General features: G+C 72.5%; 26 protein-coding genes. 8 read left to right on the top strand and 18 right to left on the bottom strand.

All coding sequences use genetic code 11. The annotated features are described in order from the left end of the window. The first annotated feature begins 89 nt into the window (after positions 1-89). From ACZ7MY_RS39430 to ACZ7MY_RS39415, 4 genes are all read left to right on the top strand, one after another. Positions 90-530 (top strand): hypothetical protein, encoded by a 441-nt coding sequence (locus ACZ7MY_RS39430; RefSeq protein ID WP_499610225.1) that lies wholly within the window; start codon positions 90-92, stop codon positions 528-530. A gap of 69 nt (positions 531-599) precedes the next feature. Further along, entirely contained in the window at positions 600-1,124 is a 525-nt protein-coding gene (locus ACZ7MY_RS39425) for a PadR family transcriptional regulator (protein ID WP_499610222.1), read from the top strand. Positions 1,125-1,141: 17 nt separating this feature from the next. Continuing rightward, positions 1,142-1,807: an ABC transporter ATP-binding protein gene (locus ACZ7MY_RS39420; protein ID WP_499610265.1), complete on the top strand. Its 666-nt coding sequence runs from the start codon at positions 1,142-1,144 to the stop codon at positions 1,805-1,807. After that, positions 1,804-4,203, top strand: coding sequence for an FtsX-like permease family protein (locus ACZ7MY_RS39415; protein ID WP_499610220.1), 2,400 nt, complete (start codon positions 1,804-1,806; stop codon positions 4,201-4,203). The genes ACZ7MY_RS39420 and ACZ7MY_RS39415 overlap by 4 nt, the downstream gene beginning before the upstream one ends. Before the next feature lie 19 nt (positions 4,204-4,222). Here the strand turns inward: ACZ7MY_RS39415 and ACZ7MY_RS39410 are convergent, their stop codons facing one another. Next, positions 4,223-5,170, bottom strand: coding sequence for a hydrogen peroxide-inducible genes activator (locus ACZ7MY_RS39410; RefSeq protein ID WP_499610262.1), 948 nt, complete (start codon positions 5,168-5,170; stop codon positions 4,223-4,225). A 284-nt stretch (positions 5,171-5,454) separates the two neighbouring features. On the opposite strand from ACZ7MY_RS39410, the gene ACZ7MY_RS39405 reads away from it, so the two are divergent. Together ACZ7MY_RS39405 and ACZ7MY_RS39400 are read left to right on the top strand one after the other, a co-directional pair. Then, positions 5,455-6,009 carry a peroxiredoxin gene (locus ACZ7MY_RS39405; RefSeq protein ID WP_499610217.1) on the top strand — a complete coding sequence of 185 codons (555 nt, stop codon included), beginning with the start codon at positions 5,455-5,457 and terminating at the stop codon, positions 6,007-6,009. 2 nt (positions 6,010-6,011) lie between these two features. After that, a complete protein-coding gene (locus tag ACZ7MY_RS39400) occupies positions 6,012-6,548 on the top strand; it encodes an alkyl hydroperoxide reductase (protein WP_499610215.1) in 537 nt (178 codons plus the stop codon). 55 nt (positions 6,549-6,603) lie between these two features. On the opposite strand, the gene ACZ7MY_RS39395 is transcribed toward ACZ7MY_RS39400, so the two are convergent. The 4 genes from ACZ7MY_RS39395 to ACZ7MY_RS39380 all read right to left on the bottom strand — a co-directional run bounded on the left by ACZ7MY_RS39395 (position 6,604) and on the right by ACZ7MY_RS39380 (position 11,651). Further along, positions 6,604-7,911 carry an AI-2E family transporter gene (locus ACZ7MY_RS39395; protein WP_499610212.1) on the bottom strand — a complete coding sequence of 436 codons (1,308 nt, stop codon included), beginning with the start codon at positions 7,909-7,911 and terminating at the stop codon, positions 6,604-6,606. A 141-nt stretch (positions 7,912-8,052) separates the two neighbouring features. After that, on the bottom strand, positions 8,053-8,721 hold the full coding sequence (locus ACZ7MY_RS39390) for an aggregation-promoting factor C-terminal-like domain-containing protein (RefSeq protein ID WP_499610210.1): 669 nt from the start codon (positions 8,719-8,721) through the stop codon (positions 8,053-8,055). Between the two features lie 397 nt (positions 8,722-9,118). Beyond that, a complete protein-coding gene (phoH2, locus tag ACZ7MY_RS39385) occupies positions 9,119-10,438 on the bottom strand; it encodes an RNA 5'-3' helicase PhoH2 (RefSeq protein WP_499610208.1) in 1,320 nt (439 codons plus the stop codon). A gap of 439 nt (positions 10,439-10,877) precedes the next feature. Further along, positions 10,878-11,651, bottom strand: a complete 774-nt coding sequence (locus ACZ7MY_RS39380; protein WP_499610206.1) for an isoprenyl transferase — start codon at positions 11,649-11,651, stop codon at positions 10,878-10,880. A gap of 110 nt (positions 11,652-11,761) precedes the next feature. On the opposite strand from ACZ7MY_RS39380, the gene mgrA reads away from it, so the two are divergent. Further along, a complete protein-coding gene (mgrA, locus tag ACZ7MY_RS39375; RefSeq protein WP_499610205.1) occupies positions 11,762-12,802 on the top strand; it encodes an L-glyceraldehyde 3-phosphate reductase in 1,041 nt (346 codons plus the stop codon). A gap of 18 nt (positions 12,803-12,820) precedes the next feature. Here mgrA and ACZ7MY_RS39370 read toward each other — a convergent pair whose 3' ends face one another. Continuing rightward, positions 12,821-13,534, bottom strand: a complete 714-nt coding sequence (locus ACZ7MY_RS39370; RefSeq protein ID WP_499610202.1) for a prepilin peptidase — start codon at positions 13,532-13,534, stop codon at positions 12,821-12,823. Between the two features lie 47 nt (positions 13,535-13,581). Here ACZ7MY_RS39370 and ACZ7MY_RS39365 point away from each other — a divergent pair, with 47 nt between their 5' ends. Continuing rightward, positions 13,582-13,956, top strand: a complete 375-nt coding sequence (locus ACZ7MY_RS39365; RefSeq protein WP_499610200.1) for a DUF192 domain-containing protein — start codon at positions 13,582-13,584, stop codon at positions 13,954-13,956. Between the two features lie 96 nt (positions 13,957-14,052). On the opposite strand, the gene ACZ7MY_RS39360 is transcribed toward ACZ7MY_RS39365, so the two are convergent. The 12 genes from ACZ7MY_RS39360 to ACZ7MY_RS39305 all read right to left on the bottom strand — a co-directional run bounded on the left by ACZ7MY_RS39360 (position 14,053) and on the right by ACZ7MY_RS39305 (position 24,084). Beyond that, entirely contained in the window at positions 14,053-14,553 is a 501-nt protein-coding gene (locus tag ACZ7MY_RS39360) for a DUF3592 domain-containing protein (protein WP_499610197.1), read from the bottom strand. Between the two features lie 468 nt (positions 14,554-15,021). Beyond that, complete coding sequence (locus ACZ7MY_RS39355; RefSeq protein WP_499610195.1) at positions 15,022-15,681, bottom strand: OmpA family protein; 660 nt, start codon at positions 15,679-15,681, stop codon at positions 15,022-15,024. A gap of 3 nt (positions 15,682-15,684) precedes the next feature. After that, positions 15,685-16,260: a hypothetical protein gene (locus tag ACZ7MY_RS39350; protein WP_499610192.1), complete on the bottom strand. Its 576-nt coding sequence runs from the start codon at positions 16,258-16,260 to the stop codon at positions 15,685-15,687. A gap of 14 nt (positions 16,261-16,274) precedes the next feature. Then, positions 16,275-16,862, bottom strand: coding sequence for a pilus assembly protein TadG-related protein (locus tag ACZ7MY_RS39345; RefSeq protein WP_499610259.1), 588 nt, complete (start codon positions 16,860-16,862; stop codon positions 16,275-16,277). After that, positions 16,859-17,050, bottom strand: a complete 192-nt coding sequence (locus ACZ7MY_RS39340; RefSeq protein ID WP_499610256.1) for a hypothetical protein — start codon at positions 17,048-17,050, stop codon at positions 16,859-16,861. Before ACZ7MY_RS39340 ends, ACZ7MY_RS39345 begins: the two co-directional genes overlap by 4 nt. A gap of 294 nt (positions 17,051-17,344) precedes the next feature. Beyond that, positions 17,345-18,229, bottom strand: coding sequence for a DUF5936 domain-containing protein (locus ACZ7MY_RS39335; protein ID WP_499610254.1), 885 nt, complete (start codon positions 18,227-18,229; stop codon positions 17,345-17,347). A gap of 18 nt (positions 18,230-18,247) precedes the next feature. Beyond that, a complete protein-coding gene (locus tag ACZ7MY_RS39330; protein ID WP_499610189.1) occupies positions 18,248-19,186 on the bottom strand; it encodes a type II secretion system F family protein in 939 nt (312 codons plus the stop codon). Beyond that, on the bottom strand, positions 19,183-20,520 hold the full coding sequence (locus ACZ7MY_RS39325) for a TadA family conjugal transfer-associated ATPase (protein ID WP_499610187.1): 1,338 nt from the start codon (positions 20,518-20,520) through the stop codon (positions 19,183-19,185). Before ACZ7MY_RS39325 ends, ACZ7MY_RS39330 begins: the two co-directional genes overlap by 4 nt. Then, positions 20,517-20,906 (bottom strand): TadE/TadG family type IV pilus assembly protein, encoded by a 390-nt coding sequence (locus tag ACZ7MY_RS39320; RefSeq protein ID WP_499610186.1) that lies wholly within the window; start codon positions 20,904-20,906, stop codon positions 20,517-20,519. The genes ACZ7MY_RS39325 and ACZ7MY_RS39320 overlap by 4 nt, the downstream gene beginning before the upstream one ends. Further along, positions 20,903-22,468, bottom strand: coding sequence for a CpaE/TadZ family protein (locus ACZ7MY_RS39315; RefSeq protein ID WP_499610183.1), 1,566 nt, complete (start codon positions 22,466-22,468; stop codon positions 20,903-20,905). The genes ACZ7MY_RS39320 and ACZ7MY_RS39315 overlap by 4 nt, the downstream gene beginning before the upstream one ends. After that, positions 22,465-23,178 (bottom strand): Flp pilus assembly protein CpaB, encoded by a 714-nt coding sequence (cpaB, locus tag ACZ7MY_RS39310; protein ID WP_499610180.1) that lies wholly within the window; start codon positions 23,176-23,178, stop codon positions 22,465-22,467. The genes ACZ7MY_RS39315 and cpaB overlap by 4 nt, the downstream gene beginning before the upstream one ends. 12 nt (positions 23,179-23,190) lie before the next feature. Then, positions 23,191-24,084, bottom strand: a complete 894-nt coding sequence (locus ACZ7MY_RS39305) for a hypothetical protein (protein WP_499610177.1) — start codon at positions 24,082-24,084, stop codon at positions 23,191-23,193. Positions 24,085-24,276: the final 192 nt, after the last annotated feature.

Below are 24,276 nucleotides of genomic sequence, written 5' to 3'. Positions count from 1 at the left end.
GTCCGTGCCCCGGGGCTGCATCGTGCCGCCGGTCCGGAACCGGACGCGAGCGGACGGAACCGGACCGGGGCCGGACGCATCCCACCGGCATGAGGACGAGGCCGTGGGCGAGCGCGGGGGCTGTCATGGCCCTGGCGATGACGGTGGGCTGCGGAGCCCTGGGGGCGGACGGCCCCGACTGCACCGACATAGGGGCGCACTCCGGGGTGCGGTTGCTGTTCGACACCGAGCCCGGGACGACCTACCGCCTGTGCGCGGGCGCGGTGTGCACGCGGAGCGCGACCGGCGACGGGCGCGAGTTGCTGCTCGTCCTGGACCTGCCCGAGCCGGCGGGCCCGAAGCGGGTCCCCGTGCGCTTCACCGGCACCCCCACCGGCGCCTCCACCGGGCCTGCGGTGGACGAGCGCCTCGAGGTGACGCTCGAGAAGTGGCAGCCGAACGGTCCGGGCTGCGAGCCCACCGCGTACCAGGCGCGACTCGGGTACGAACCGGGAAAGGGCCTGTTCGCAGCGGGCCCCGGGGAGGAATGACGCACCGGCGTACCGCTATGCACAAGATCTATACACCCTAGGTATACGCATCGTGTAGAGTCCTCGGCCATGAGCATCGGCCACACCCTGCTCGGGCTCCTGGAGTCCGGCCCGCGCCATGGATACGACCTGAAGCGCGCGTTCGACGACAAGTTCGGTCACGACCGACCGCTGCACTACGGCCAGGTCTACTCGACGATGGCCCGGCTGCTGAAGAACGGGCTGGTCGAGGTCGACGGCATCGAGCCCGGCGGCGGCCCGGAACGCAAGCGGTACGCGATCACCGAGGCCGGTATCACCGACGTCGAGAAGTGGCTCGGGCAGCCGGAGAAGCCCGAGCCCTACCTGCAGAACACCCTCTACACCAAGGTCGTCCTCGCCCTGCTCACCGGGCGCAGCGCCGCCGGCCTGCTCGACACCCAGCGGTCCGAGCACCTGCGGCTGATGCGGGACCTGACCGAACGCAAACGGCACGGCGACCTCGCGGACCAGCTCATCTGCGACCACGCCCTGTTCCACCTGGAGGCGGACCTGCGGTGGCTGGAACTCACCGCCGCCCGCCTCGACCGACTCGCGGCGGAGGTAGCCGAGTGAGCAGCACGGAGAACCTGATGGAAGCCGTCGGCCTGCACAAGGCGTACGGCCCGACCCCTGCCCTGGACGGCGCGGAGTTCGCGATACGCGCCGGGGAGGTGGTCGCCGTCATGGGGCCGTCCGGTTCCGGCAAGTCGACACTGCTGCACTGCCTGGCCGGCATCGTCCGGCCGGACTCCGGCAGCATCCGGTACCGGGGACGCGACCTGACCGCGATGAGCGACGCCGAGCGCAGCGCTCTGCGGCGCGGCGAGTTCGGCTTCGTCTTCCAGTTCGGACAGCTCGTCCCGGAACTGACCTGCGTGGAGAACGTGGCGCTGCCGCTGCGGCTGAACGGCACCCGGCGCAAGGAGGCCGAGGCGCGCTCCCGCGAGTGGCTGGCCCGGCTGGAGGTCGACGACCTCGCCGGCAAGCGCCCCGGTGAGATCTCCGGCGGCCAGGGCCAGCGGGTCGCCGTGGCCCGCGCCCTGGTCACCGGCCCGCGGGTGGTCTTCGCCGACGAGCCGACCGGCGCCCTGGACTCCCTCAACGGCGAGCGTGTGATGCGGATGCTCACCGACGCCGCCCGCGACACCGACGCCGCCGTCGTCCTCGTCACGCACGAGGCGCGGGTGGCCGCCTACTCCGACCGCGAGGTCGTCGTCCGTGACGGCAAGTCCCGCGACATGGAGCGGGTGGCATGAGCACCACCGGCCCCACCCCCCGCTCATCCCCCGGGGGCACCCTCGCCACGTGGGTCCGTGACCTGGGCCTCGGCGTCCGCTTCGCGGCGACCGGCGGCCGCGAGGGCTGGACCCGCACCCTGCTCACCGCGGTCGGCGTCGGCCTCGGCGTCGCGCTGCTGCTGGTGGCGGCCGCCGTGCCGGCCATGCTGGGTGCCCGCAGCGACCGCGGATACGACCGGGACTACTCCTGGTTCAACGCCCAGCCCGCGCAGTCCGCCACCACGGTGCTGCGTGAGCAGTCCGACACCCGGTTCCGCGACGCCGAGATCCGGGGTCTGCTGCTCAAGGCCGACGGCGACCGGCCGGTGCTGCCGCCGGGCGTCGACAGGATGCCCGCGGACGGCGAGATGGTCGTCTCCCCCGCGCTGAGGAAGCTGCTCGAACAGCCCGGCAGCGAGCTGCTGCGGGAACGGCTGGACTACCGCATCTCCGGAACCATCGGCGACCAGGGCCTGCTCGGCCCGGCCGAACTCGCCTACTACGCGGGCGACGACGACCTCGTCGCCCGCAACGAGGACGGTTCCGTCGGGAACGCCACCCGCATCCCGTACTTCGGCCGCGGCAGCGTCAAGCCCGAGCCGCTGGGCGGGGTGCTGACCCTGCTGGTCATCATCATCGTCATCGTCCTGCTGATGCCGGTGGCCGTCTTCATCGGCACCGCCGTACGGTTCGGCGGCGAACGCCGGGACCGGCGGCTGGCCGCACTGCGGCTGGTCGGCGCGGACAGCAGCATGACCCGGCGGGTCGCGGCCGGCGAGGCGCTGTTCGGCTCCCTGCTCGGACTCGTCGTGGGCACCGGGATCTTCCTGTGGGCCCGGCAGTTCTCGCCCGACGTGACGCTGTACGACATCAGCCTCTTCCCGTCGGACATCACGCCCGGCCCCGCACTGGCCGCCCTGGTGGCGCTGGCGGTTCCCGGGGCGGCGGTCGCGGTCACCCTGCTGGCGATGCGCGGCATCGCCGTCGAGCCGCTCGGGGTGGTGCGCAACGCCACCGCGAACAAGCGCCGGCTGTGGTGGCGGCTGCTGATCCCGCTGGCCGGCATCGCACTGCTGGCGCCCCTGTTCGGGGGCATCTCGCAGGACACCTCGGTCAACCCCTACCAGGTGACGGCGGGCACGGTCCTGTTGCTGGTCGGGCTCACCGCCGTGCTGCCCTGGCTGGTCGAGTCGGTCGTCGGCCGCCTCCGCGGCGGCTCGCTGCCCTGGCAGCTGGCCACGCGCCGCATCCAGCTCAACAGCGGCGCCGCCGCCCGCATGGTCAGTGGCGTCACCGTCGCCGTGGCGGGGGCGATCGCGCTCCAGTCGCTCTTCACCGGGGTGCAGAGCGACTTCGTCAACCAGACCGGGCAGGACCCCGACCGCGCCCAGCTCAGCATCTCGCAGAGCGTCGACAGCGGGGCCGAGGCGCGGCGCGTGGAGAAGGCCTTCGCCGACACCCCGGGCATCAGCACGGTGCTCGGCATCGTCCAGGGCGACAGCGTGCAGGGGAACGCCTCGACGCTGACGTCCGATGACATCCGGTACACGCCCCTGGTCGTGGGCGACTGCCCGACGCTGCGGGAACTCGCCGAGGTGGGGACCGGCTGCACCGACGGAGACGTGTTCCTGGTCCCCGAGCCGGAGGGCAACGGAGACATGGGCTTCGCCGAGCCCGGCGGCACGCTCGACCTGAACGTTCCGGTCACGGACACGTACGCCGGCACGCCGAGGCCGTGGCGGATCCCGGCCGACGCCCGCCCGGCGAAGTCCCGTACCGCGCCGGACGGGGACCGGCAGTGGGGCGTGCTGGCCACCCCCGCCGCCCTGGACGTGGCGGCACTGCACTCACCCTCCGTCCGGCTCATGCTGCGGACCGACCCGGCCTCGCCGGACGCCGTGGAGCACGCCCGCAACACCGCCGCGCGTATCGATCCCGCGCTGTCGGTCTACCAGTTGCGGACGACCACCGAGGACCGCAAGTTCGCGACCATCCGGCGCGGTCTGCTCATCGGGGCCACGGCCACCCTGGCGTTGATCGGCGCGAGCCTGCTGGTGTCCATGCTGGAGCAGCTGCGCGAGCGCAGGAGGCTGCTGGCCGTCCTGGTCGCCTTCGGCACCCGCCGGTCGGTGCTCGGTCTGTCGGTGCTCTGGCAGACGGCGCTCCCTGTCGCGCTGGGACTCGCCCTCGCCGTCGTCGGCGGTGCCGGTCTCGCCACGGCCCTGCGCAGCATGGTGGGCCTCGGCCCGCACGTCGACTGGGCGAGCGTGGGCGCCATGACCGGCGCCGGTGCGGCGGTGGTCGTCGTGGTCACGCTGCTGAGCCTGCCGCCGCTGTGGCGGATGATGCGTCCGGACGGCCTGCGGACGGAGTGACCGGGGCCGGCCGCGGCCGTCAGCGGGCGAACCGTACCGGCAGCGGCTCCAGGGCACCGCGCAGCGCGGAGGCGAAGGTCTCGAACTCCTCCGCGCGCGCGGTGCCCGCGCGCATGGCCAGCGCGATCCGCCGCGAGGGCGCCGGGTCGGCGAAGAACGCCGTGGCGAGGTCCGCGCTGCGTCCGGTCTCCACCGGGACCGCCGTCCGCGGCAGCAGCGTCACCCCGAGCCCGCCGGCCACCAGTTGCACCAGCGTGGACAGCCCCGCCGCGGTCGTGCCGGCGGCGGCCCCCTCGGTGCGGCCCGCCTCCCGGCAGACGTCCAGCGCCTGGTCGCGCAGGCAGTGGCCCTCCTCCAGCAGCAGCAGGTCCAGTTGCCGCAGGGCCTCCCGCGGGAGGTCCGTCCGCCCGGCGAGCCAGTGGTCGCGCGGGGTGACCAGTACGAAGTCCTCGTCGAAGAGCGGCAGTTCCGCGACGGAGGGGACACCGAGCGGGACGGCGAGCAGCAGCAGGTCCAGCCGCCCCGCCGCGAGGCCGTCCAGCAGCGAGGACGTCTGCTCCTCGTGCACCTGGAGGTCGAGCTCCGGGTAGGTGCCGTGGACCAGTCGCAACACGGTCGGCAGCAGGTAGGGCGCGACCGTGGGGATCACCCCGAGCCGCAGCACCCCGGTGAAGGGGGCGCGCGCCGCCTCCGCCTCGTCCAGCAGGTCGCCGACCGCCGCCAGCACCGCCCGCGCCCGGACCGCGACCCGCTCCCCCGCCGCAGTCAGCAGCACCTTGCGGGTGGTGCGCTCCACGAGCACCACCCCGAGGGACTCCTCCAGCGCGGCGACCGCCCCGGACAGCGCGGGCTGGCTCGTGCCGATCGCCGAGGCCGCGTCCCTGAAGTGCAGGTGCTCGGCGACGGCGGCGAAGGCCCGCAGCTGCGACAGGCTCGGCTGGCGCTGGTTCGCGCGCTGACTACTGATAACCGCCTCCGATCAACGATCTTCAGTCTAGTTGCGCGGGCGATCAATGGCCGCCGGGCCGGGCGCCGTCGCACACCGCCCCGGTGCCACCCAAGCCGCCCTGTGGCGCCGGTCACTCTGCGCAGTGGGTCGCCCCTGCTTCACTCGTCGATAAGGGGAGGCGATCAATCCGACCCGTCGGGACGATTTCACTGATCAAAGGGCTCATGGCAGGGTGATCGGGACCCATCGAGGGACCGTGCGGCCACCCCGCGCCCAGGTCCCGACCCTCACTAGGAGTGCTCGTGCTCACCGTCGGTGACAAGTTCCCCGCGTTCGAACTGACCGCCTGTGTGGACCTCGACCCCGAGAAGGCCTTCGCCCAGATCGACCACAAGTCGTACGAGGGCAAGTGGAAGGTCTACTTCGCGTGGCCGAAGGACTTCACCTTCGTCTGCCCGACGGAGATCGCGGCGTTCGGCAAGCTGAACGACGAGTTCGCCGACCGTGACGCGCAGGTCCTCGGCTTCTCCGTCGACTCCGAGTTCGTGCACCACGCCTGGCGCAAGGACCACGACGACCTGCGCGACCTGCCCTTCCCGATGCTGTCGGACATCAAGCGCGAGCTCTGCACCGACCTCGGCATCCTCGGCGAGGACGGCGTCGCCCAGCGCGCCACCTTCATCGTGGACCCGAACAACGAGATCCAGTTCGTCATGGTGACCGCCGGCTCCGTCGGCCGTAACCCCAAGGAGGTCCTGCGGGTCCTCGACGCGCTGCAGACGGACGAGCTGTGCCCCTGCAACTGGAAGAAGGGCGACGAGACCCTCGACGTCGTCAAGCTGCTGGCCGGTGAGTGACCGTGGCGCTCGATGAGCTGAAGTCCGCGCTGCCGGACTACGCCAAGGACCTCAAGCTCAACCTGGGCTCCGTGATCGGCAACTCCGACCTCCCGCAGCAGCAGCTGTGGGGGACGGTGCTGGCGACCGCCATCGCCTCGCGCTCGGCCGTCGTGCTGCGCGCACTTGAGCCCGAGGCCCGCGAGAACCTCTCGCCGGAGGCGTACCAGGCCGCCAAGGCGGCCGCCGCCGTCATGGCGATGAACAACGTCTACTACCGGACCCGGCACCTGCTGTCGGACCCGGAGTACGGTAACCTGCGGGCCGGTCTGCGGATGAACGTCATCGGCAACCCGGGCGTCGACAAGACCGACTTCGAGCTCTGGTCGCTGGCGGTCTCGGCGATCAACGGCTGCGGGATGTGCCTCGACTCGCACGAGCAGGTGCTGCGCAAGGCCGGTGTCGAGCGCGAGACGGTCCAGGAGGCCTTCAAGATCGCCGCCGTCGTGCAGGCGGTCGCGGCGACCCTGGACGCCGAGGCGGTCCTCGCGGACGCGTGACGCGTGCCCCCGAGGGCCCGGTCTCCCCGACGCGGGAGGCCGGGCCCTCGGGCCGTCAGGCGGTGTCCCCCGACGTGGCGTCCGGGAGCCCCGGCGCGCCGACCGGCGCCACCTCGGCGGCGGTCGAGCCGTGCGGCGGCGGCTCGTCGGCCATGGCCGACTCCCGCGAGTGCGCCCGCAGGTAGCCGACGACGGTGTTGGTCACGGCGACCAGCGGTACGGCCACGACCGCGCCGCCGATGCCGGCGATGAGCGAACCGGCCGCCACCGACAGGATCACGCCGAGCGGGTGCACCCGCACCGCGCGGCCCAGGATGAACGGCTGCAGGATGTGGCCCTCGATCTGCTGCACCAGCAGGACCACCACCAGCACCATCAGCGCCGTGAACGGACCCTCCGTCACCAGTGCCACCACCATCGCGATGGCGCCCGACGCGACCGCGCCGACCAGCGGCACGAACGCCGCCAGGAAGATGATGACGGCCAGCGGCACCGCCATCGGCACCCCGAGGAAGAAGATGCCGATGCCGATGAAGATGGCGTCGATCAGGGCCACTATCACCGTGCCGCGCACGTAGAGGGTGAGCGTGCGCCAGGCGCGCGGCCCGGCCCCGCCGAGCCCGTCACGGGCGGCCACGGGGAAGAGCTTGAGGAACCAGTTCCAGATGTTCCGGCCGTCGTAGAGCAGGAACAGCGTGCTGAACATCGCCAGCAGGATGCCGGTGAGCATCTCCACGACGACGGTGACGCCCTGCAGTCCGGCGTCGGTCAGCGCCTTGGAGTTGGTGCCGATCGCCTCCTGGAGGTTCTTGGCGATCTGGTTGATCTGGTCCTCGGTCACGTGGAACGGGCTGTTGAGCAGCCAGCGCTTCAGCTCGGTGATGCCGTCCTGGAGGCTGTTGGAGAGGTTGTCGATGTTCTCCATGACCTGCCAGACCACGAACCAGCCGACCAGGCCCATCATCACGAAGCCGCCGATGAAGACGATGGCCGTGGCGAACCCGCGCGGCACCCCCATCCGCTTCAGCCGGCCCACGAAGGGCTGCAGCAGCGCGGTGATCAGGAGCGCGGCGACGAAGGCGAGGACGACCAGCTGTATGGTGCCGATCACCCGCATCAGCACCCAGACGGTGCCCGCCAGCACCAGCAGCCGCCAGCCGAGTTCGGCCGCGACCCGCATGCTCCACGGCACCTGGGCGACCGGGTTGCCGGGCCCGGAGGCGCGCGGCGTGTGCCGGCGCACGGTCTGCTGCTCCTGGCGGCGGGCCTCCTCGCGGGCGCTCGCGGCCGCGGCCCGGCGCTGTTCCTCCAGCCTCCCGGCGAGCTTGGCCAGCCCGGAGCCCCATTGGCGCTTCTCCGACATCGCTTCCCCTGTCCCCCGCCCCCCGGTGCGTCCTTCCGTCCCGCACCACCGTACGCGCAACGAGCCCCCGATCCCTCAAAGGGTCGGGGGCTCGTCGGCGGATTTCCGGAAGGCTTGGACCGGGTCAGCGGTCCGGGGCGCCTAGTACCAGTGGTTGGCCTGCCAGAACGACCAGGCGCCGCAGGGGCTGCCGTAACGGCCGTTCATGTACTTCAGGCCCCACTTGAGCTGGGTGCCGGGGTTGGTGCGCCAGTCCGCGCCCGCGGAGGCCATCTTGGAACCCGGCAGGGCCTGGACGAGGCCGTAGGCGCCGGAAGAGGCGTTGGTCGCGGTGTAGTTCCAGCCGCTCTCACGGGTCACGATGTTGGAGAAGCACTGGTACTGCGAGGCGTCACCGATGAGCCCCTGGGCCATGGCCTGGACTTCGGCGACCGTGTACGAGGCCTTGACGACCAGCGCGGCACGCTCGGCGGCGCGGGAGGCCTCCTTGGCCTTGCGGTCGGCCTCGGCCTTCTCCTCCGCCTTCTTGCGGGCGGAGGCGTCCTTGGCGGCCTGCTTGCGGGCTGCCTCCTCGGCGGTCTTCTTGGCGCTGGCGTCGGCGGCGTCCGACTGCGCCTGCACCTGCTGCGTCAGGGAAGCCTGCTGAACCTGCTGGCCAGCGGGTATGTCCGCGAGGACGGTCGTCGCGTCGGCGGCTGCGACGGGCTGTACTGCACCCTCGCTGCCGGAGGCGACACCGACGACGGCGCCCACAGTGGTGACCGCAGTGGCCGAAGCCACCGCGAATCCCCGGACCGAGATCCGGCTCACACGGTTTCCTTCCAGCGTCGCCCGCTCGGTGACCTCGCGGACGCGATCGTGCCCCCTCGCGCTGGCTCCTCCTGCACCGGTCACAGAAGCACTGGCCCGGTGGAGGCTCCCCCGGCGAGGAGGAGTCCGCTGTTGCAACTCGGGCGGCCCACGGCGAACGCTGTTCAATTCTGAGGTTCCGTACGTTTGCGGGTACGGGTGTGCCGAGGGCGGGGGCCTGACAGAACCGACAGCCTGCCGTAGGCGGACGCGTCAACGCAATTCCCCGTTGCGTGTCAAAGCTCACACGCCACGTGGGCCACGGGAATTTCCGTTACGCATCCGTAGCCTCGCCGGACAGCGCTAGGCTGCTGCGCCCTTGCGGCGCAGCAGCCTAGCGGACCCTCCAACTCGCCTGTTACGCCCGGCCGTCCTCCAGCATCTCCGTCACGAGCGCGGCGATCGGCGAGCGCTCGGAACGGGTCAGGGTGATGTGTGCGAACAGCGGGTGGCCCTTGAGCTTCTCGACGACGGCGACCACGCCGTCGTACCGACCCACCCTCAGGTTGTCGCGCTGGGCGACGTCATGGGTCAGGACGACCCGGGAATTCTGCCCGATACGGGACAACACGGTCAGCAGGACGTTGCGCTCCAGCGACTGCGCCTCGTCGACGATCACGAACGCGTCGTGCAGGGAGCGGCCCCGGATGTGCGTCAGGGGCAGGACCTCCAGCATGCCGCGCGCCACGACCTCCTCGATGACCTCCTTCGACGTCACCGCGCCCAGGGTGTCGAAGACCGCCTGGGCCCACGGGCTCATCTTCTCCGCCTCGGTGCCCGGCAGGTAGCCGAGCTCCTGGCCGCCCACGGCGTACAGCGGCCGGAAGACCATGACCTTCTGGTGCTGCTGACGCTCCAGCACCGCCTCCAGCCCCGCGCACAGCGCCAGCGCCGACTTGCCGGTGCCGGCCCGGCCGCCCATCGACACGATGCCGACGTCCGGGTCGAGCAGCAGGTCCAGCGCGATCCGCTGCTCGGCGCTGCGGCCGTGGATGCCGAAGGCCTCGCGGTCGCCGCGCACCAGCCGGACCCGGCCGTCGGCCGTCACCCGGCCGAGCGCCTTGCCGCGGTCGGACTGCAGGACCAGGCCGGTGTGCACCGGCAGTCCGGCCACGTCGGGCAGGTCGACCGTCTCCGACTGGAAGAGCTCGTCCACCTCCTGGGCCGCGACCTGCAACTCGTGCATGCCGGTCCACCCGGAGGTGATCGCCAGCTCGGCCCGGTACTCCTCGGCCAGCAGGCCGACGGAGGAGGCCTTGACGCGCAGCGGCAGGTCCTTGGAGACGACGGTGACGTCGTACCCCTCGGCCTGGAGGTTCCGGGCGACCGCGAGGATCCGCGAGTCGTTGTCGCCCAGCCGGAACCCCGCGGGCAGCACGCCCGGGTCCGAGTGGTTCAGTTCGACGCGCAGGGTGCCGCCCAGCTCGCCGATCGGGATGGGTGCGTCCAGCCGCCCGTACCGGATCCGGTACTCGTCGAGCAGCCGCAACGCCTGGCGGGCGAAGTAGCCGAGCTCGGGGTGGTGGCGCTTGGCTTCCAACTCGGTCACCACGACGACCGGCAGGACCACCTCGTGCTCGTCGAAGCGGAGGAGGGCATGCGGGTCGGCAAGCAGCACGCTGGTGTCGAGTACGTAAGTGCGCCGGTCGTGCTCACGGCGATTCTTGCTGGTCACCACGTGTGGACGAACCCCCTCGGAAGAGGTGCGGGTGCGACGGCGTCGCGCGGGACAGGGCCGGGACCGACCAGAAGGGCCGGACCACGACCCTTCGAGTCGACGCGGTCAATGCCGTCTGAGTCAAGGGTTGACAACGGCACGTCCGTGAGCAAGGGGCCTCCCGGGCGGACGGGCCAGGTGCCGTCCGCTTCTGTCCGACATCCATGGGCCGGATGTCGGTCTGACGGGTCTATTCCCTCGAAAGAGGAGGCCTATGCGACTGCATATGACAGGTGTTGGCCCGGGCCCTACTCTTGCCGCCCCGTCACCGGGGGTTCGCGGGCCCTTGGCCGGGACGTAATCCGGCCACCGCGCCCACCACCGTTCGCCGCGACCCGGGTGTGGCGCATCTCTCCCCGGTACCGCCGTCCGGGTGACCGCCGGGGGCCCGGGACCGCGCTCAGGTGCCGTAGCGCCGGTGCCGCGCCGCGTAGTCGCGCAACGCCCGCAGGAAGTCCACCCGGCGGAACGCCGGCCAGAACACCTCGCAGAAGTAGTACTCCGAATGCGCGCTCTGCCAGAGCATGAAGCCCGACAGCCGCTGCTCGCCGGAGGTCCGGATGACGAGGTCGGGGTCGGGCTGGCCGCGGGTGTAGAGGTGCTCCGCGATGTGGTCGATGTCGAGGATCTCCGCGAGGTCCTCGATGGAGGTGCCGCGGCCGGCGTGCTCGTGGAGCAGCGAGCGGACCGCGTCGGCGATCTCCTGGCGGCCGCCGTAGCCCACGGCGACGTTGACGAGTATGCCCTCGACGCCCTCCGTGGCCTGTTCGGCCTCCTTGAGGACGGACTGGGTGCGCGCGGGCAGCAGGTCCCTCGCGCCGACGTGGTGGACGCGCCAGCGGCCGGTCGCGGCGAGGCCGGTGACCGCGTCCTCGATGATGCCGAGCAGCGGGACGAGTTCCTCCGCCGGGCGGTCCAGGTTGTCCGTGGAGAGCAGCCACAGCGTGACGACCTCGACGCCGGTCTCCTCGGACCAGCCGAGCACCTCGGTGATCTTGTCCGCGCCGGCCCGGTGGCCCTGCTCGGTCGTCCGCGCGGCGGCCTTGGCCCAGCGGCGGTTGCCGTCGAGGATGACTCCGATGTGCTTCGGGGCCTGTGCCAGGTCCAGCCGGCGCTCCACACGGTGGGCGTACAGGTCGGTCAGCCTGAGACGTACCAGGTCGCGCAGATTCATTGGCGGGCCCCTCCTGCGGTCGTCACCCCTTCGCCACCCTACTGCGCCTCTCCACGGGCCGCCGAACCGGGTGCGAGGGTGTGGAGCACCGTCGTGATAGGACCGCTTCTGTGGATATTCGTTCTCTCTACCGCGCCGCCGACGGGCGCTACGACGCGATGGCGTACCGCCGTACCGGCCGCAGCGGACTGAAGCTCCCCGAGATCTCCCTCGGGCTCTGGCACAACTTCGGCGACGACCGCACCCTCGACTCGCAGCGCGCCATCCTGCGCCGCGCGTTCGACCTCGGCGTCACCCACTTCGACCTCGCCAACAACTACGGCCCGCCCTACGGCTCCGCCGAGAGCAACTTCGGGACCATCCTCGCCCAGGACTTCCGGCCCTACCGTGACGAGCTGGTCATCTCGACCAAGGCGGGCTACGACATGTGGCCCGGCCCGTACGGCGAGTGGGGCAGCCGCAAGTACCTGCTGTCCTCGCTCGACCAGTCCCTGGGCCGCATGGGCCTGGACTACGTCGACATCTTCTACTCGCACCGCTACGACCCCGACACCCCGCTGGAGGAGACGATGGGCGCCCTCGCGTCCGCCGTCCACCAGGGCAAGGCGCTCTACGTCGGCATCTCCTCGTACAGCGCGCAGCGCACCCGCGAGGCCGCCGCCCTGCTGCGCCAGATGGGTGTGCCGGCGCTGATCCACCAGCCCTCGTACTCGATGATCAACCGCTGGGTCGAGGACGACGGGCTGCTGGACGTCCTGGAGGAGGAGGGCATCGGCTGCATCCCCTTCGTCCCGCTGGCCCAGGGCCTCCTGACGGACAAGTACCTGAACGGCATCCCGGAGGGTTCGCGGGCCGCCCAGGGCAAGTCCCTCGACCCCACCCTGATCACGGACGAGGTCGTGCGGCGGCTGCGCGGCCTCAACGACATCGCGGCCCGGCGCGGCCAGTCGCTGGCGCAGCTCGCGCTGAGCTGGGTGCTGCGTGACAAGCGGATCACCTCCGCGCTCATCGGGGCGTCGAGCGTCGCCCAGCTGGAGGCCAACGTCGCGGCGGTGGGCGCCGCCCCGCTGACGGCCGCGGAACTCGCCGAGGTCGACGAGTTCGCCCTCGAGTCGGGCGTCAACCTCTGGTCGCGCAGCAGCGACGCGTGACGACGGCGGGCGCCCTGGTCAGGACGGCAGCAGCGGTCCGGCCAGGGCGCCGGCCAGGATGAACGGCCCGAAGGGCAAAGGCGTGCGGCGGCCGGCGCGGCGGGCCGCCAGCAGCGCCAGGCCGGTGACCGCGGCCAGCGCGAAGGCCACGAGGGTGCCGGCGGCGAGCGTCCCCCACCCGTACCAGGCGAGCACCATCCCCGCGGTGGGGGCGAGTTTGACGTCGCCGAAGCCCATGCCGTCCGGGTTGACCAGGTGCAGGACGAGGTAGAACAGCCCCAGCGCCGCCGCCCCGAGCAACGCCCGGGGCCAGGAGCCCCCGTGACCCGGGAGCAGCGCCGCCGCCCCCAGCAGCGCCGCCGTCCCCGCGGCGGCGGGGAGGGTCAGCACGTCCGGCAGCCGCAGCACCGTCAGGTCGACCCGGGCGAGCAGCACTCCGAGCGGGACGAGCAGCAGCCACACCGTCAGTTCGGGCCGTGGACCGGTGCCCGCCGCCACCGCCGCGCAGACCGCGGCGGTGAGCAGCGCGGAGCGCCAGCCGGCCGTCAGCGGCCCCGCGTTGCGCGCCGGCCCCCACCAGCCCCGCCACCCGGCCGGATAGGGCAGGTCCGCCGGGCACCGGCTCCGCCTGGGCTGCTCCGGCGCGACGGACAGCCGGAACGCCGGACGGGGCAGCGCGAGCCCCACGACGGTTCCCCACACGACGGCCGCGGCGATCGGATAGACATGCATCGGGCCCGACCGTACAGGGGCGCACCACGCGAAGGGACGTGAGCCGCATGGGTGACCTCCGCCGCGACGGGGCCGGGCTGCTGCACCTCGCCGGTGCCGGAACCGCGGACGGCGCGGGGATACCGCTGGAGATCGCGGCCTCGTACCGGGCCCGCACCCGGGGGCTGCTGGGCCGCACCGGGATCACCGGGGCGCTGCTCCTCACCCCCGCCGCGAGCGTGCACACCCTGGGCATGCGCTTCGCCATCGACGTCGCCTACCTCGACCGCCGGCTGCGGGTGCTCGCCGTCCGCACCATGCCGCCCGGCCGGGTGGGCCGCCCGCGGCTGCGGGCCCGTCACGTACTGGAGGCGGAGGCCGGCGCGATGGCGGCCTGGGGCCTGGTGCGGGGTACGGCGCTGACCGTGCGGCCCGGCGCGTGAGCCCCGCCGACGCCGTGCCCGCGCCCCGGCCGTGCGGCTCCCCTGCATGACGCACCGTCCGCCGGAGGCCGGGTGGGGCGGGAGGGCCGTGTCGTCCTAGAAGCCCTCCCCGCCGAAGCCGGTCGGGTCGGAGGCGCTGCCGAAGGCGTCGGCGAACCGCACGCCCCCGAGGACCAGCAGGACGCCCACGGTGACGAAGATCCCCAGGAAGGCCAGGGTCAGGGCGAGTTGGCCGTACGGCACCCGGTACCCGGGCGGTACGACCAGCGCGCGCTCCGGCGCACCGGGCACGTAGGCGACCGTCAGCCGGTCGCCCTCGATCGTCGTGCCGGGCGCCCCCGGGTCCTCGAAGCGCACGTCGCGGCCGTCGGCGGTGCGGAACTCGAAGACGAAGTGCTGCCGCGAGCGCGTCGGGCCCTCACCGGTCGATCCGACGGTCGTGTACACCCGCACGCAGCGCCCCTCGGCGCGCAGCCCGCCGTGCACGGCCCGCCGTATCCACAGCAGGCGGTGACCGGCGCGCGCCGCGACCGCCAGCGGTACGAGCGTGATCAGCACGGCCACCCCGGTGAAGACCACCGGTATCGCAGCGTCCATCGGCATCCCCCGTCACTGCGAGGGGGCGCACGCCCCCGTCGTCGTCTGGAGACACCCGGCGCGCCCGGGGCGGTTCCCGCCGGGGCGGGTGCCGGAGCCCCGGGGAAACCCGGGGAAAGAAGACGGGCCGGTCCGCAGGGGGGGAGAGCGGACCGGCCCGAGGGGGGGGTTTCCAAGGTACCGCGCCGGAACCGCTCTCCCGGTCCAAGGTCATGAGGGAGATGTGAAGGTTCCCCCGAACAAGTTGCGCGAACGGTGGGCGATTGGACCGAATGGCCCTGGTTCAGGCTGTTTGCCCACCCGCACCACATCCGCGCCGCATACGTTCCGTCACGGAGCGCACCGGAGCCTTGGCGAGGAATTCGGCAGTTCTGTGGCGGCGCCTTACCCGTGTAGGTGACCCGTTCCGTTGACCGGGACCCGGGACGCCGTCGACGCGCCGGAATCCTCCGCTGCCGGCCGGCGGCGCTACGACGGACGGAACGTGATCTCCACGCGGCGGTTCTGCTTGCGGCCCGCCTCGGTGGAGTTGTCGGCGATCGGGTAGTCCTCGCTGTACCCGCGCACCTGGAACGAGTGACCGGAGCTGCCGAGCGAACCGAGCTCCTCGGCGAGGATCTTGTAGACCGCGTCCGCCCGCTTCTTGGACAGCACCTCGCCGTGCTCGTACGAGCCCAGGTCGTCCGTGAAGCCGAAGACGCGGATCGGCTGCGTGACGTTCCTGGCGTCGATGTCGCCCGCGATGGCCTTGATCCGGGCGGTGGCCGCCGCGTTCAGCTTGGCGCTGTCCCGGCCGAACAGGACGTCCGACTGGAGGGCGTAGGTCACGGAGGAGTTCGACTCCTCGTGCCGCTCCTCACCGTCGTCGGCGGAAGCGTTCTCGGAGGACGACGCGTCCGACACGGAGACGATGTCCAGCACCTTGGGCGGCGCCAGGGTCGCCCCCTCGGGCAGCTGCAGGTCGGGGTCGTCCGGGTCCACCTCCACGGGCGCGGACGGGGTCGGCTGCGCCGTCGGGTCGTCGTCCGCCCGCGCGGTCGCGGCGGTGAGCGGCGTGAGCACGAGCGCGAGGCCGAGCACGGCCGCGACACCGGGGCGACCGTGCGGACGGGGTCGGCGACGGGGCACGGCTCACCCCTCCCCGATCGTGATCTTGGCCGGGGGCATCGTCGGCAGCTGGAACTCCACCTCGGTCGTGCCTTCCGGCGGCGCCGGGAACTGCGCGAAGAGGGGCCGGGTCTCGCCCGGCTTGATCAGGGTGAGGCCCGTGGTGCACAGGCACTTGCCCTCGGTGTCCCGGAGCACGTAGTAGCGCTTCTTGCCGACGGAGTCGACCAGGACGGCCCCGGCGACGGAAGGCCCGGAGCGCTGCACCGCCTTTTCCGGTCCCGTCCAGTACGTGGCGCTGAAGGCGGAGTCCCCATTGTTGGTGAGCGAGCCCTTGACAGTGACGAAGCCGCCGGAATCACGCGTCGCTTCGTTGAGGGTGACCGTGACGCCCTCCTCACCCTTCATCTGTGCCAAGACCTCGGTGGGCTCGTCCGAAGGTGTCGCGCTCGACTTGTCCGAACCACTCGACGTGGTCTTCTTCGCGGACGATGTGGGGCTGGCCTTGTCGTCGCCGTCACCGCCGCCGCACCCGGAGAGTGCCGCGGCGAGGACCACGGCGACGACGACTGTGGCCGGGCCTTGCTTCTGAATACGCATCGGTCCCCCGTTCCTCACTCGCTGAGATGGACGGAGTAGAACTCCGCCAGGTTCAGATCGAAATCGTCAGCCGTCGGGTCCACGGTGAGCCGGTCTCCGTCGCAGATGAACGTGACCGTGTCGCCATCCTTGTCATCGACACCGCAGCGGCTCTCGACGATCGCCGTCGCGGTCGCGTTGGCGTGCATCGATTCCGTGCCCGGAACAACGGACTTGCCGACGGTGCCCGAAGTGTGAAGGGCAACCGTGGCACGGTTCGGACCGCCCACGTCGCACTCGTCGACGACTGCCCTGTTCTGCGCCGCGTAGTCCGCGGCCGCGCCACAGGCGCCTTCGGCGGTCATCCCGTTCAGAGCCAGAAGCTCCGCCAGCCGCTCCAGGTCTCCCGCCTCCAGTGCGCCGAGGAATGACTCCCTGACGCTGTCGCGAACCTCCCGCGCGGCCGCGAGGGCCGAGGCATCGGCCGCGGTCTGCGCCGTGTTTCTCACCGACGAAGCCTGCCCGACGGCGAAGAACGCGAACGCCAGGAAGAACAGTGCGGCCACCGCCACGATGTAAAGACCGACGGTCTGCCCCGAGTCGCCGACGGTACGGCCGCTCAGCCTGAGCCGACGATGTCCGCGATCTTGCCCAGAATGCCGGTCAATACAGCCTGGCCGATGCTTGTCGTCCCCGCCAGTACCCCGATGATGACCGCGATCACCACCGCGATGCCCAGGTACTCGAACGACGTCTGTCCCGAGTCGTCGTGGACGCGCATGCGTGTGCGCAGCGCGGTCAGTCGCTTCACAACCCACCTGCTCATCTTCCGTGCCCCAAACCGTAGTCACGAGACGTGCTCCGGCCGCGCCCCTTGCGTCGGCCGGGGTCTGGCTATCGCCGCGGGCGGTCGCGGTGCCGGTGAGGTCCACGGCGCACCGCCTCCCATCGGGTCGACCCGCTGCGATCCGTGCCTGATTGCAGGTGCAAATGTGGTTGCGACTGCAAATGTACAGCGCAACCCCGGACTCCGCACCCAATATGGCGGCCCCGGTCACTACCCACCACCCGCACCGCACATGCGTTCACGGCCCCGTCACCCCCATCACCCCAGCAGCTCGCCGAAGTTGATGCGCGACCCGAGGATCGTGCCCGTCATCAGCAGGATCATCGTCGCGGGGACGAGGAGCGTGGTGACCACGCCGGTCGCGCGGGGCACCGTACGGGCCGCGCGGCGGCGGGCGTTCTGGGCCTCGGTGCGGCGCATGTCCGTGGCGATCTGGAGCAGCGTGCGGGCGATGGGCGCGCCCAGTTCCTCACCCTGCTGCAGGGCCGTGACGAACTGCCCGACCTGCTCGCTGCCGTTGCGCCGGCGCAGCTGGTCGAAGGCGTCACGGCGGCTGACGCCGACGTCCATCTGGCGCAGGGCGATGCGGATCTCGTCGCTCCAGGGGCCCTTGTAGACGGAGGCGACGCGTTCGAGGGCCTGGCGGAAGCCGAGGCCGGCGCTCACCACCACGGCGAGGACGTCGAGGAAGTCCGGGAGCGTGCGCTCGATCTCGTCGCGGCGCCTGCGGACGGCGAGCCAGATGCCGAGGTCCGTCCAGCCGAGGCCGTAGGCGACCATCAGGAGGGCGACGAACCAGTGGCCGGCCTGGAGGAGCACCAGGGCCGCGAGGGCGCCCAGCGCGCCGTAGACGGCCCGGCGGGCGGCGTAGCGGTCGACGGTGAGGCCGTAGGGGTGGCCGGCGTGGTCGATGCGGGTGCGGATCCGGTTGACCCGGGCGGGGCCCATGAGGCGCAGCACCAGGGGCGCCCAGCGCATCCCGAGGCGGTCGACGGCGTTGCCGACCTTGGTGGTGCGGGTCCGGCCGACCTCCAGGGCCAGTTGGAGGTCGCTGGGCAGCTTGACCTCGGAACGGTAGATGCCGATGCCGTAGCAGACGCCCACCACTCCGAGGGCGGCGACGGCGGCCAGCGCGACGGTGATCACAGGTCCCTCACCCCCTCACACGTCGATCCGCGACATGCGGCGGATGAGCGCGAAGCCGACGACGTACAGGCCGAGGGCGACGAGCACGGCGATCCGCCCGGCCCCGGAGCCGGTCATCGCGCCCAGAGAGCCCGGCATGATGCGGTCGAGCAGCAGCAGCGAGCCGATCCCGATCACGGGGACGGCGTACGCGGTGACGGTGACCTGGGACATCTGGGTGCGGATCTCGCGCCGGGTCTCCTTGCGCTCCTCCAGGGTCACCGTGAGGTTTCGCAGCGACTCCACGACCGAGCCGCCGGCCCGGGAGGACAGGACGAGTGTGGTGACCAGCACCACCAGTTCCCGGCTGGGCAGCCGTTCCTGCAGTTCGGCCATGGCGTCCTCGATGGAGTGCCCGAGCGTCATGGCGTCGGCGACCTTGCGCAGCTCCTCGCCGGCCGGGGCCTCCAGTTCCTCCGCCGCCATGCCGACGGCGGTGCGCAGGGCGAGCCCGGCCTGGGTGGCGTTGGCCAGGACGCGGGCGAGTTCGGGCAGCTGGGCGATGAAGCGCTCGGTGCGCACCCGGCGCCGCCAGCCGAGGAAGGAGCTGACCGCCCAGGCCGCCAGGAGCCCGGCGATCGGGCCGAAGAAGGGTGCCAGGACGACGTCGGCGACCAGCCAGGCACCGCCGACGACCCCGAGGGCGGCCGCGGTGAACTGCCCCGGCGTCAGGCTGGTGCCGGTGGCGGCGAGCCGGTTGGCCAGCCGGCCGCCCCAGGCGGTGCGCCGGACCCTGCGGTCCAGGCCGGCGAAGGGCACGGCGTGCCGTTCGGCGGCCGGGACGTCGGCCAGCCGGTCGACGAGCGCGGCGCGGTCGGCGCGGCCGCCGCTCCAGGCGTGCAGGCCCCAGACGGCCAGCACCAGCGCGAGGCCGGTCACGCCGAGCACGGTCAGGGCCATCGTGGGCGTGTTCACTTCGCCTCCCTGCTGGACAGCTCCAGTTCGCTCTCGCCGATGCCGAACGCCGCCGGCACGGACTCGCCCGCGAGGTGGAAGCGTTCGGCCAGTTCCCGCGGTACGGGCTGGTGGTGGAACCAGCCCCGCACGATCCGGTCGGATCCCATCGGCTCGGCGCGGAAGCGGGTCGCGGTGGTCAGCCGGAAGGTGTCGCGGCCGCGTGAGGACAGCACGGCGATCTCGGCGATCCGGCGGGTGCCGTCGACGTCGCGGCGCAACTGGACGATGACGTCGACGGCGCTGTTGATCTGGTCGCGCAGCGCTTCGAAGGGGATCTTCACCTCCGACATCGAGGCCAGGGTCTGCAGTCTGAGCACCGCGTCCTCGGCGGAGTTGGCGTGCACGGTGGCCAGCGAGCCGTCGTGGCCGGTCGACATGGCCTGCAGCATGTCGAGGGTCTCGCCGCCGCGGACCTCACCGACGATGATCCGGTCGGGGCGCATGCGCAGCGAGTTCCGCACGAGGTCGCGGATGGTGATCCGGCCGTGTCCCTCGACGTTGGGCGGCCGGCTCTCCAGGCGTACGACGTGCTCCTGCTGGAGCTGGAGTTCGGCGGCGTCCTCGACGGTGATGATGCGCTCGCCGTCGGGGATGAGCCCGGACAGCGCGTTGAGCAGCGTGGTCTTCCCCGAGCCGGTGCCGCCGCTGACGATGATGTTGAACTTGGCCCGTACGAGCGCGGAGAGCAGCATCAGCATGTGCTCGTCGAGGGTGCCGAGGCCGATCAGTTCGTGCAGGGCGTAGGCGCGGGGGAAGCGGCGGATGGTCAGGACGGGGCCGGTCAGGGACAGCGGCGGGATGATGACGTTGACGCGCTCGCCGGAGGGCAGGCGGGCGTCCACCATCGGATTCGACTCGTCCACCCGGCGGTTGACGGTCGACACGATCCGCTCGATGGTCTGCAGCAGTTGCTCGGGGCTGCTGAACCGGGCGGCGACCGGCTCCACGCGGCCGGCGCGCTCGATGTAGATGCGGTCCGGGCCGTTGACCATGATCTCGGTGATGGAGGCGTCCTCCAGCAGCGGTTCGAGGATGCCCAGGCCCAGGGCCTCGTCCACGACCCGGCGGATGATGCCGGTGCGCTCCTTGGTGGAGAGCACCGGGCCCTCGCGGCTGATGATGTGGCCGAGGACGCGTTCCAGGCGCACCCGGCGCTCGGCGGCGGCGAGGGCGGACATCTCGGCGAGGTCGATCTCCTGGAGGAGCTTGGCCCGGTAGACCGCGACGAGGTGGCCCTCCTGCGTCTGCGGGGCGGCGTCCTCGTTCGCGGCGATGCGGTCGCGCAGGCTCATTCGTCGGCCCCTTCGTCGTCCTCCCTGGGCATCGTGGCGGTCCGGGTGACGGAGCCGGGGCGCAGGCCCGGCAGCACCGACGGGATCTCCACGGTCGCCGTCGCCCGCACCGAGTCGCCGGCGTCGCCGGTGGTGCCGATCCGCGTACCGTCGCGCAGCCAGGAGCTCACCGCCTCCGTGCCCGCGACGGAACCGCTCACCGGGGGGTCGTGCAGCGCCGCCATGCGCGCGGCGGCGCGGGCGGCCGTGCCGGCCTGGGCCGCGGTGTAGGCGGCCAGGCCCAGTTGCACGCCCGCGAGGGCGATCAGCAGCAGGATCGGCAGCATCCCGAGGAACTCCAGGGAGGCGCTGCCGCGGTCGCGGGGGCGGCGGGTCCGGGCCGTCACGGGGTGACCGCCTCTTCGTCGACGGCCGAGGCGTGGCCGTGGACGGTCAGCGGGAAGTCGATCGCGCCGGGGAAGAGGACGGGGACGCGCAGACCCACGGTGACCCCGACCATCCCGTCGGCGTCGTCGGTGCCGAAGTCCTGGATCCGCCAGGCGCCCGGCAGGTCGTCGGCGGCGGCCGCGCGGGCGTCCTCACCGACCGCCGCCGCACGCGCGGCCCGGTCGGCGGCGTGGCCGGCGAGGGTGAAGGTGTACCCGGCGAGCACCGCCTGCCAGACCAGGACGAGCACCAGGAGGATCAGCGGCGTCATGCCGAGGGTCTCCAGGACGACCTGGCCCTGTTCGCCGCGGCCGCGGCGGCCCCGGCGGGGCGTCACGGCGTGCCCGGGGCCCGTCAGGCCGATCTCGGCGGCGAGCGTCCACAGTCCCTGCTTGACGCTGGAGCGGTTGTCGAGGTCCTGGAGCCGTCCGGCGTCCACCACCGCCTGGAGTTCCCGGAAGGCCGCGGGGACGACGGCGCCCGCGATCCGGGTGCCGGTGATGCGGGCGATCAGCGAGGGCTGGATCTCGCTGCCGCGGGTGTGCCGGTTGACGGCGACGAGCACGTCCTGGGGCTTGCGGATCTGCAGCCGGTCCCACATGCGCACCATGCGCTTGGCGGCGCGCACGGCGACCACGTCGGGGGTGGTGACCAGCAGCGCGGTGTCCGCGGTCTCGACGGCGACCGCGTTGGCGGCGGTCATCTGGGTGCCGCAGTCGACGACCACGACCTCGTAGCGCTGCCGCAGGGCGTGCAGCACGTGCCGGGCGGCGCGGTCGGTGACCTCCTCGCCGCGTTCGCCTTCGCCGGGTGCCAGCAGCAGCGCGGGCCCGGACTCGTGGACGTACATGGCGTCCTGCAGCACGCGGGTCGACACGTCCGCGATGTCCGCGAGGTCGGCGACGGAGCGGCGGAACTGGACGTCGAGGTAGGAGGCGACGTCGCCGCCCTGGAGGTCGAGGTCGACCAGGGCGGTGGACTTCCCCGCGGCCTGCGCGGCGAGCGCGAGCTGGACGGCGGCGACGGTGGTGCCGACCCCGCCCTTCGCCCCGGCGACGGCGACCAGCCGGCCCCCGGCCACGGCGGGCAGCGCGGGCTGCTGGGGGCTGAGGTGGCGCCGTACGCCGGCCGCCCAGGCGGCGGCCGCCTCCACGCGCGCGCCGAGTTCGTCGTACGACAGCGGCACCCCGGCGACGCCGCGCGCGCCGGCGTCCATGGCGCCGGACAGGACGGCCGGGCTCGGGTCGGCGGTGAGCAGGATGACGCCGACCGCGGGGAAGCGCAGCGCGATCTCGCGGACGACCTCGAGCGCGGGCACCGGTGTGATGCGGTCGTGGACGACGACGACCTCGGGCAGTTCGTCCACCCCGGTCTCGGCGGCGCGCGCGAGGACGTCGAGCAGGGTGGTGGAGTCGGGGAGCGCGGGCCCGGGTTCGGCGCCCGGCAGCTGGTGGAGGACCCCGGTCAGGGCCCGGGCGGTGTCGGGGTCGGGGGTGCCCGACAGGATGCGTACGCCGGTCACGAGGCGGCTCCGTCGCGGGCGAGGGTGTAGGTGCGGTCCCGTTCGGAGGGGGCGGTCGCGTCGCCCGGGGCGACGAGCGCGAGGCGCACGTGCCGGGCGAAGGACTCGGCGAAGGCGACCCGCTGGGCGTCGGCGGCACCGAGGGCGAAGGTGATGGGGACGCCCTGGCTGCTGACGCGGCGGTTGTCGCTGCCGGTGTCGAAGGCCTTGAGCTCGCCGACGTCGATGACCCGGGCGCCCGCGACGATGATCTTCGAGACCTCGGCGTCGTCGTCCCCGCGGGGCGCGAAGGTGGCGAAGATGTTGACCCGCGCACCCGGGGTGATCTTCCCGGCCACCCCGGTCTCCGCGTCGATCATGATCGCGATCTCCATCTGCCCGGCCTGCAGCGCGGGCCGTTCGGCGACCATGTCCGTCTGCAGCAGGGAGCCGCGGTGCAGCGGGACGGCGGCTATCTTGCCGGCCAGCCGGCCGAGGTCGCGGACGGCGGTGGCGGGCAGCCAGCGCTCGGGTATCCGGACCTCCTGCAACTGGGCGCGGCCGACCGCCTCGTACGCGGGCACGTCCGCGGCCAGCCGGTACGCGGTCACCTTCGGCCCGACCTGGGAGCGGGCGTCCCCGATGACGGTGACGACCCCGGCGAAGGCGGCGAGCGCGCACAGCGCGGAGACCACGAGGAGGACGACGCCGCGACGCTGACGTGAGTTCATAGAGGTGGGGCCCTATCGCTCAAGTGCCGAGTGCTGGTGGGGGGATACCTGCGGGGCGGGGGACGCCCTGGGCGCCAGGGAAGGCGCGCGGGGGCCCGGGTGCACGACCTGGCGCGGCCGCTCGGGGGGACGGACGCGCTGCTGCCCGTCGACCGTGGCCGAGCAGAACAGGCAGCGGTCGCCGATGACGGCCAGGCCGCACCAGCCGCAGGTGTCCCGGCGGACCGAGGTGACCAGTTGGTACAGCACGCCGACGTCGGCGATGTAGGCGGTGAACTCGACGAGCCGGCCGGTGCCCCACCAGCGTGCGGAGTCCGCAGGCAGCGGCACCTCCCGCACGTGCTGGCTCCGCCAGGCGCGGGCCAGCGGCCCGGTGACCCAGCCGGCGTCGAGGCCGTGGCCGTGCGCCACGGCGAGCTGGGTGAGGAAGGCCGGCCCGGGTGGCACGGCGTCGGACCGCGCCTCGGACAGATGCGGTTCGGGGTGCGCGAGGACGGCGAAGTGACGCCCGGGCACGAGGGACTTCAGGTGGGCGCCGACCGGCACGTCCACCCGGTCCAGCCGGGACACCGAGCCGAGCAGGGCGCCGGAGTGGAGGTAGTGCGAGAGCAACCGGGCCGCCCCGGCGAGCACTCCGGGCCCGAGGTCGGTGGCGGCGAGCTGGCGCAGCTGCTCGGCCAGGAGCAGGGCGGCCAGCGGCGGCAGGTCGACCGGGACGATCGCCACCCGGTCCGCCTCCAGGGCCGCGCGCACGGTGTGGACGCGGCGGCGCAGCGGATCGGTGGGCTCCGGCGGGACGAGTACGACCAGGTGGCCGTGGGCCTCCAGGGCGGCGGCGGTGCCCATCACGTGCTGCTCCAGCGGGAGCGCGAGATCGTCCGCCGTGACCGCTATGACGCTCGACACCCGCGACCTCCCGGAACTCCCGCCCAGTCCCATGCCCGGAGAGCTTATCCCTGCGTAGCCGGAGCAGTGCGGAAAGTCGCCGAACAGTTGATGAAGTCGGTGGTACCCGCGAGACGCCGGACTACGCACGCGGGCCGAGGTATTGACCCGAGGATTGGTCTGGACCAAACTGCGTCCACACAAGAGTGGCCA

The organism is Streptomyces sp. NPDC111520 (assembly GCF_055635295.1).
Note: the sequence above shows the minus strand (reverse complement) of the source record. Positions and strands in the feature narration are given on the sequence as shown.

Bases quoted from the DNA above. Each gene is read 5' to 3' on its own strand.
- ACZ7MY_RS39430 (WP_499610225.1), top strand. From the start codon at position 90: ATGAGGACGAGGCCGTGGGCGAGCGCGGGGGCTGTCATGGCCCTGGCG.
- ACZ7MY_RS39425 (WP_499610222.1), top strand. From the start codon at position 600: ATGAGCATCGGCCACACCCTGCTCGGGCTCCTGGAGTCCGGCCCGCGC.
- ACZ7MY_RS39420 (WP_499610265.1), top strand. From the start codon at position 1,142: ATGGAAGCCGTCGGCCTGCACAAGGCGTACGGCCCGACCCCTGCCCTG.
- ACZ7MY_RS39415 (WP_499610220.1), top strand. From the start codon at position 1,804: ATGAGCACCACCGGCCCCACCCCCCGCTCATCCCCCGGGGGCACCCTC.
- ACZ7MY_RS39395 (WP_499610212.1), bottom strand. From the start codon at position 7,911: ATGTCGGAGAAGCGCCAATGGGGCTCCGGGCTGGCCAAGCTCGCCGGG.
- ACZ7MY_RS39380 (WP_499610206.1), bottom strand. From the start codon at position 11,651: ATGAATCTGCGCGACCTGGTACGTCTCAGGCTGACCGACCTGTACGCC.
- ACZ7MY_RS39370 (WP_499610202.1), bottom strand. From the start codon at position 13,534: ATGCATGTCTATCCGATCGCCGCGGCCGTCGTGTGGGGAACCGTCGTG.
- ACZ7MY_RS39365 (WP_499610200.1), top strand. From the start codon at position 13,582: ATGGGTGACCTCCGCCGCGACGGGGCCGGGCTGCTGCACCTCGCCGGT.
- ACZ7MY_RS39360 (WP_499610197.1), bottom strand. From the start codon at position 14,553: ATGGACGCTGCGATACCGGTGGTCTTCACCGGGGTGGCCGTGCTGATC.
- ACZ7MY_RS39350 (WP_499610192.1), bottom strand. From the start codon at position 16,260: ATGCGTATTCAGAAGCAAGGCCCGGCCACAGTCGTCGTCGCCGTGGTC.
- ACZ7MY_RS39325 (WP_499610187.1), bottom strand. From the start codon at position 20,520: ATGAGCCTGCGCGACCGCATCGCCGCGAACGAGGACGCCGCCCCGCAG.
- cpaB (WP_499610180.1), bottom strand. From the start codon at position 23,178: ATGAACTCACGTCAGCGTCGCGGCGTCGTCCTCCTCGTGGTCTCCGCG.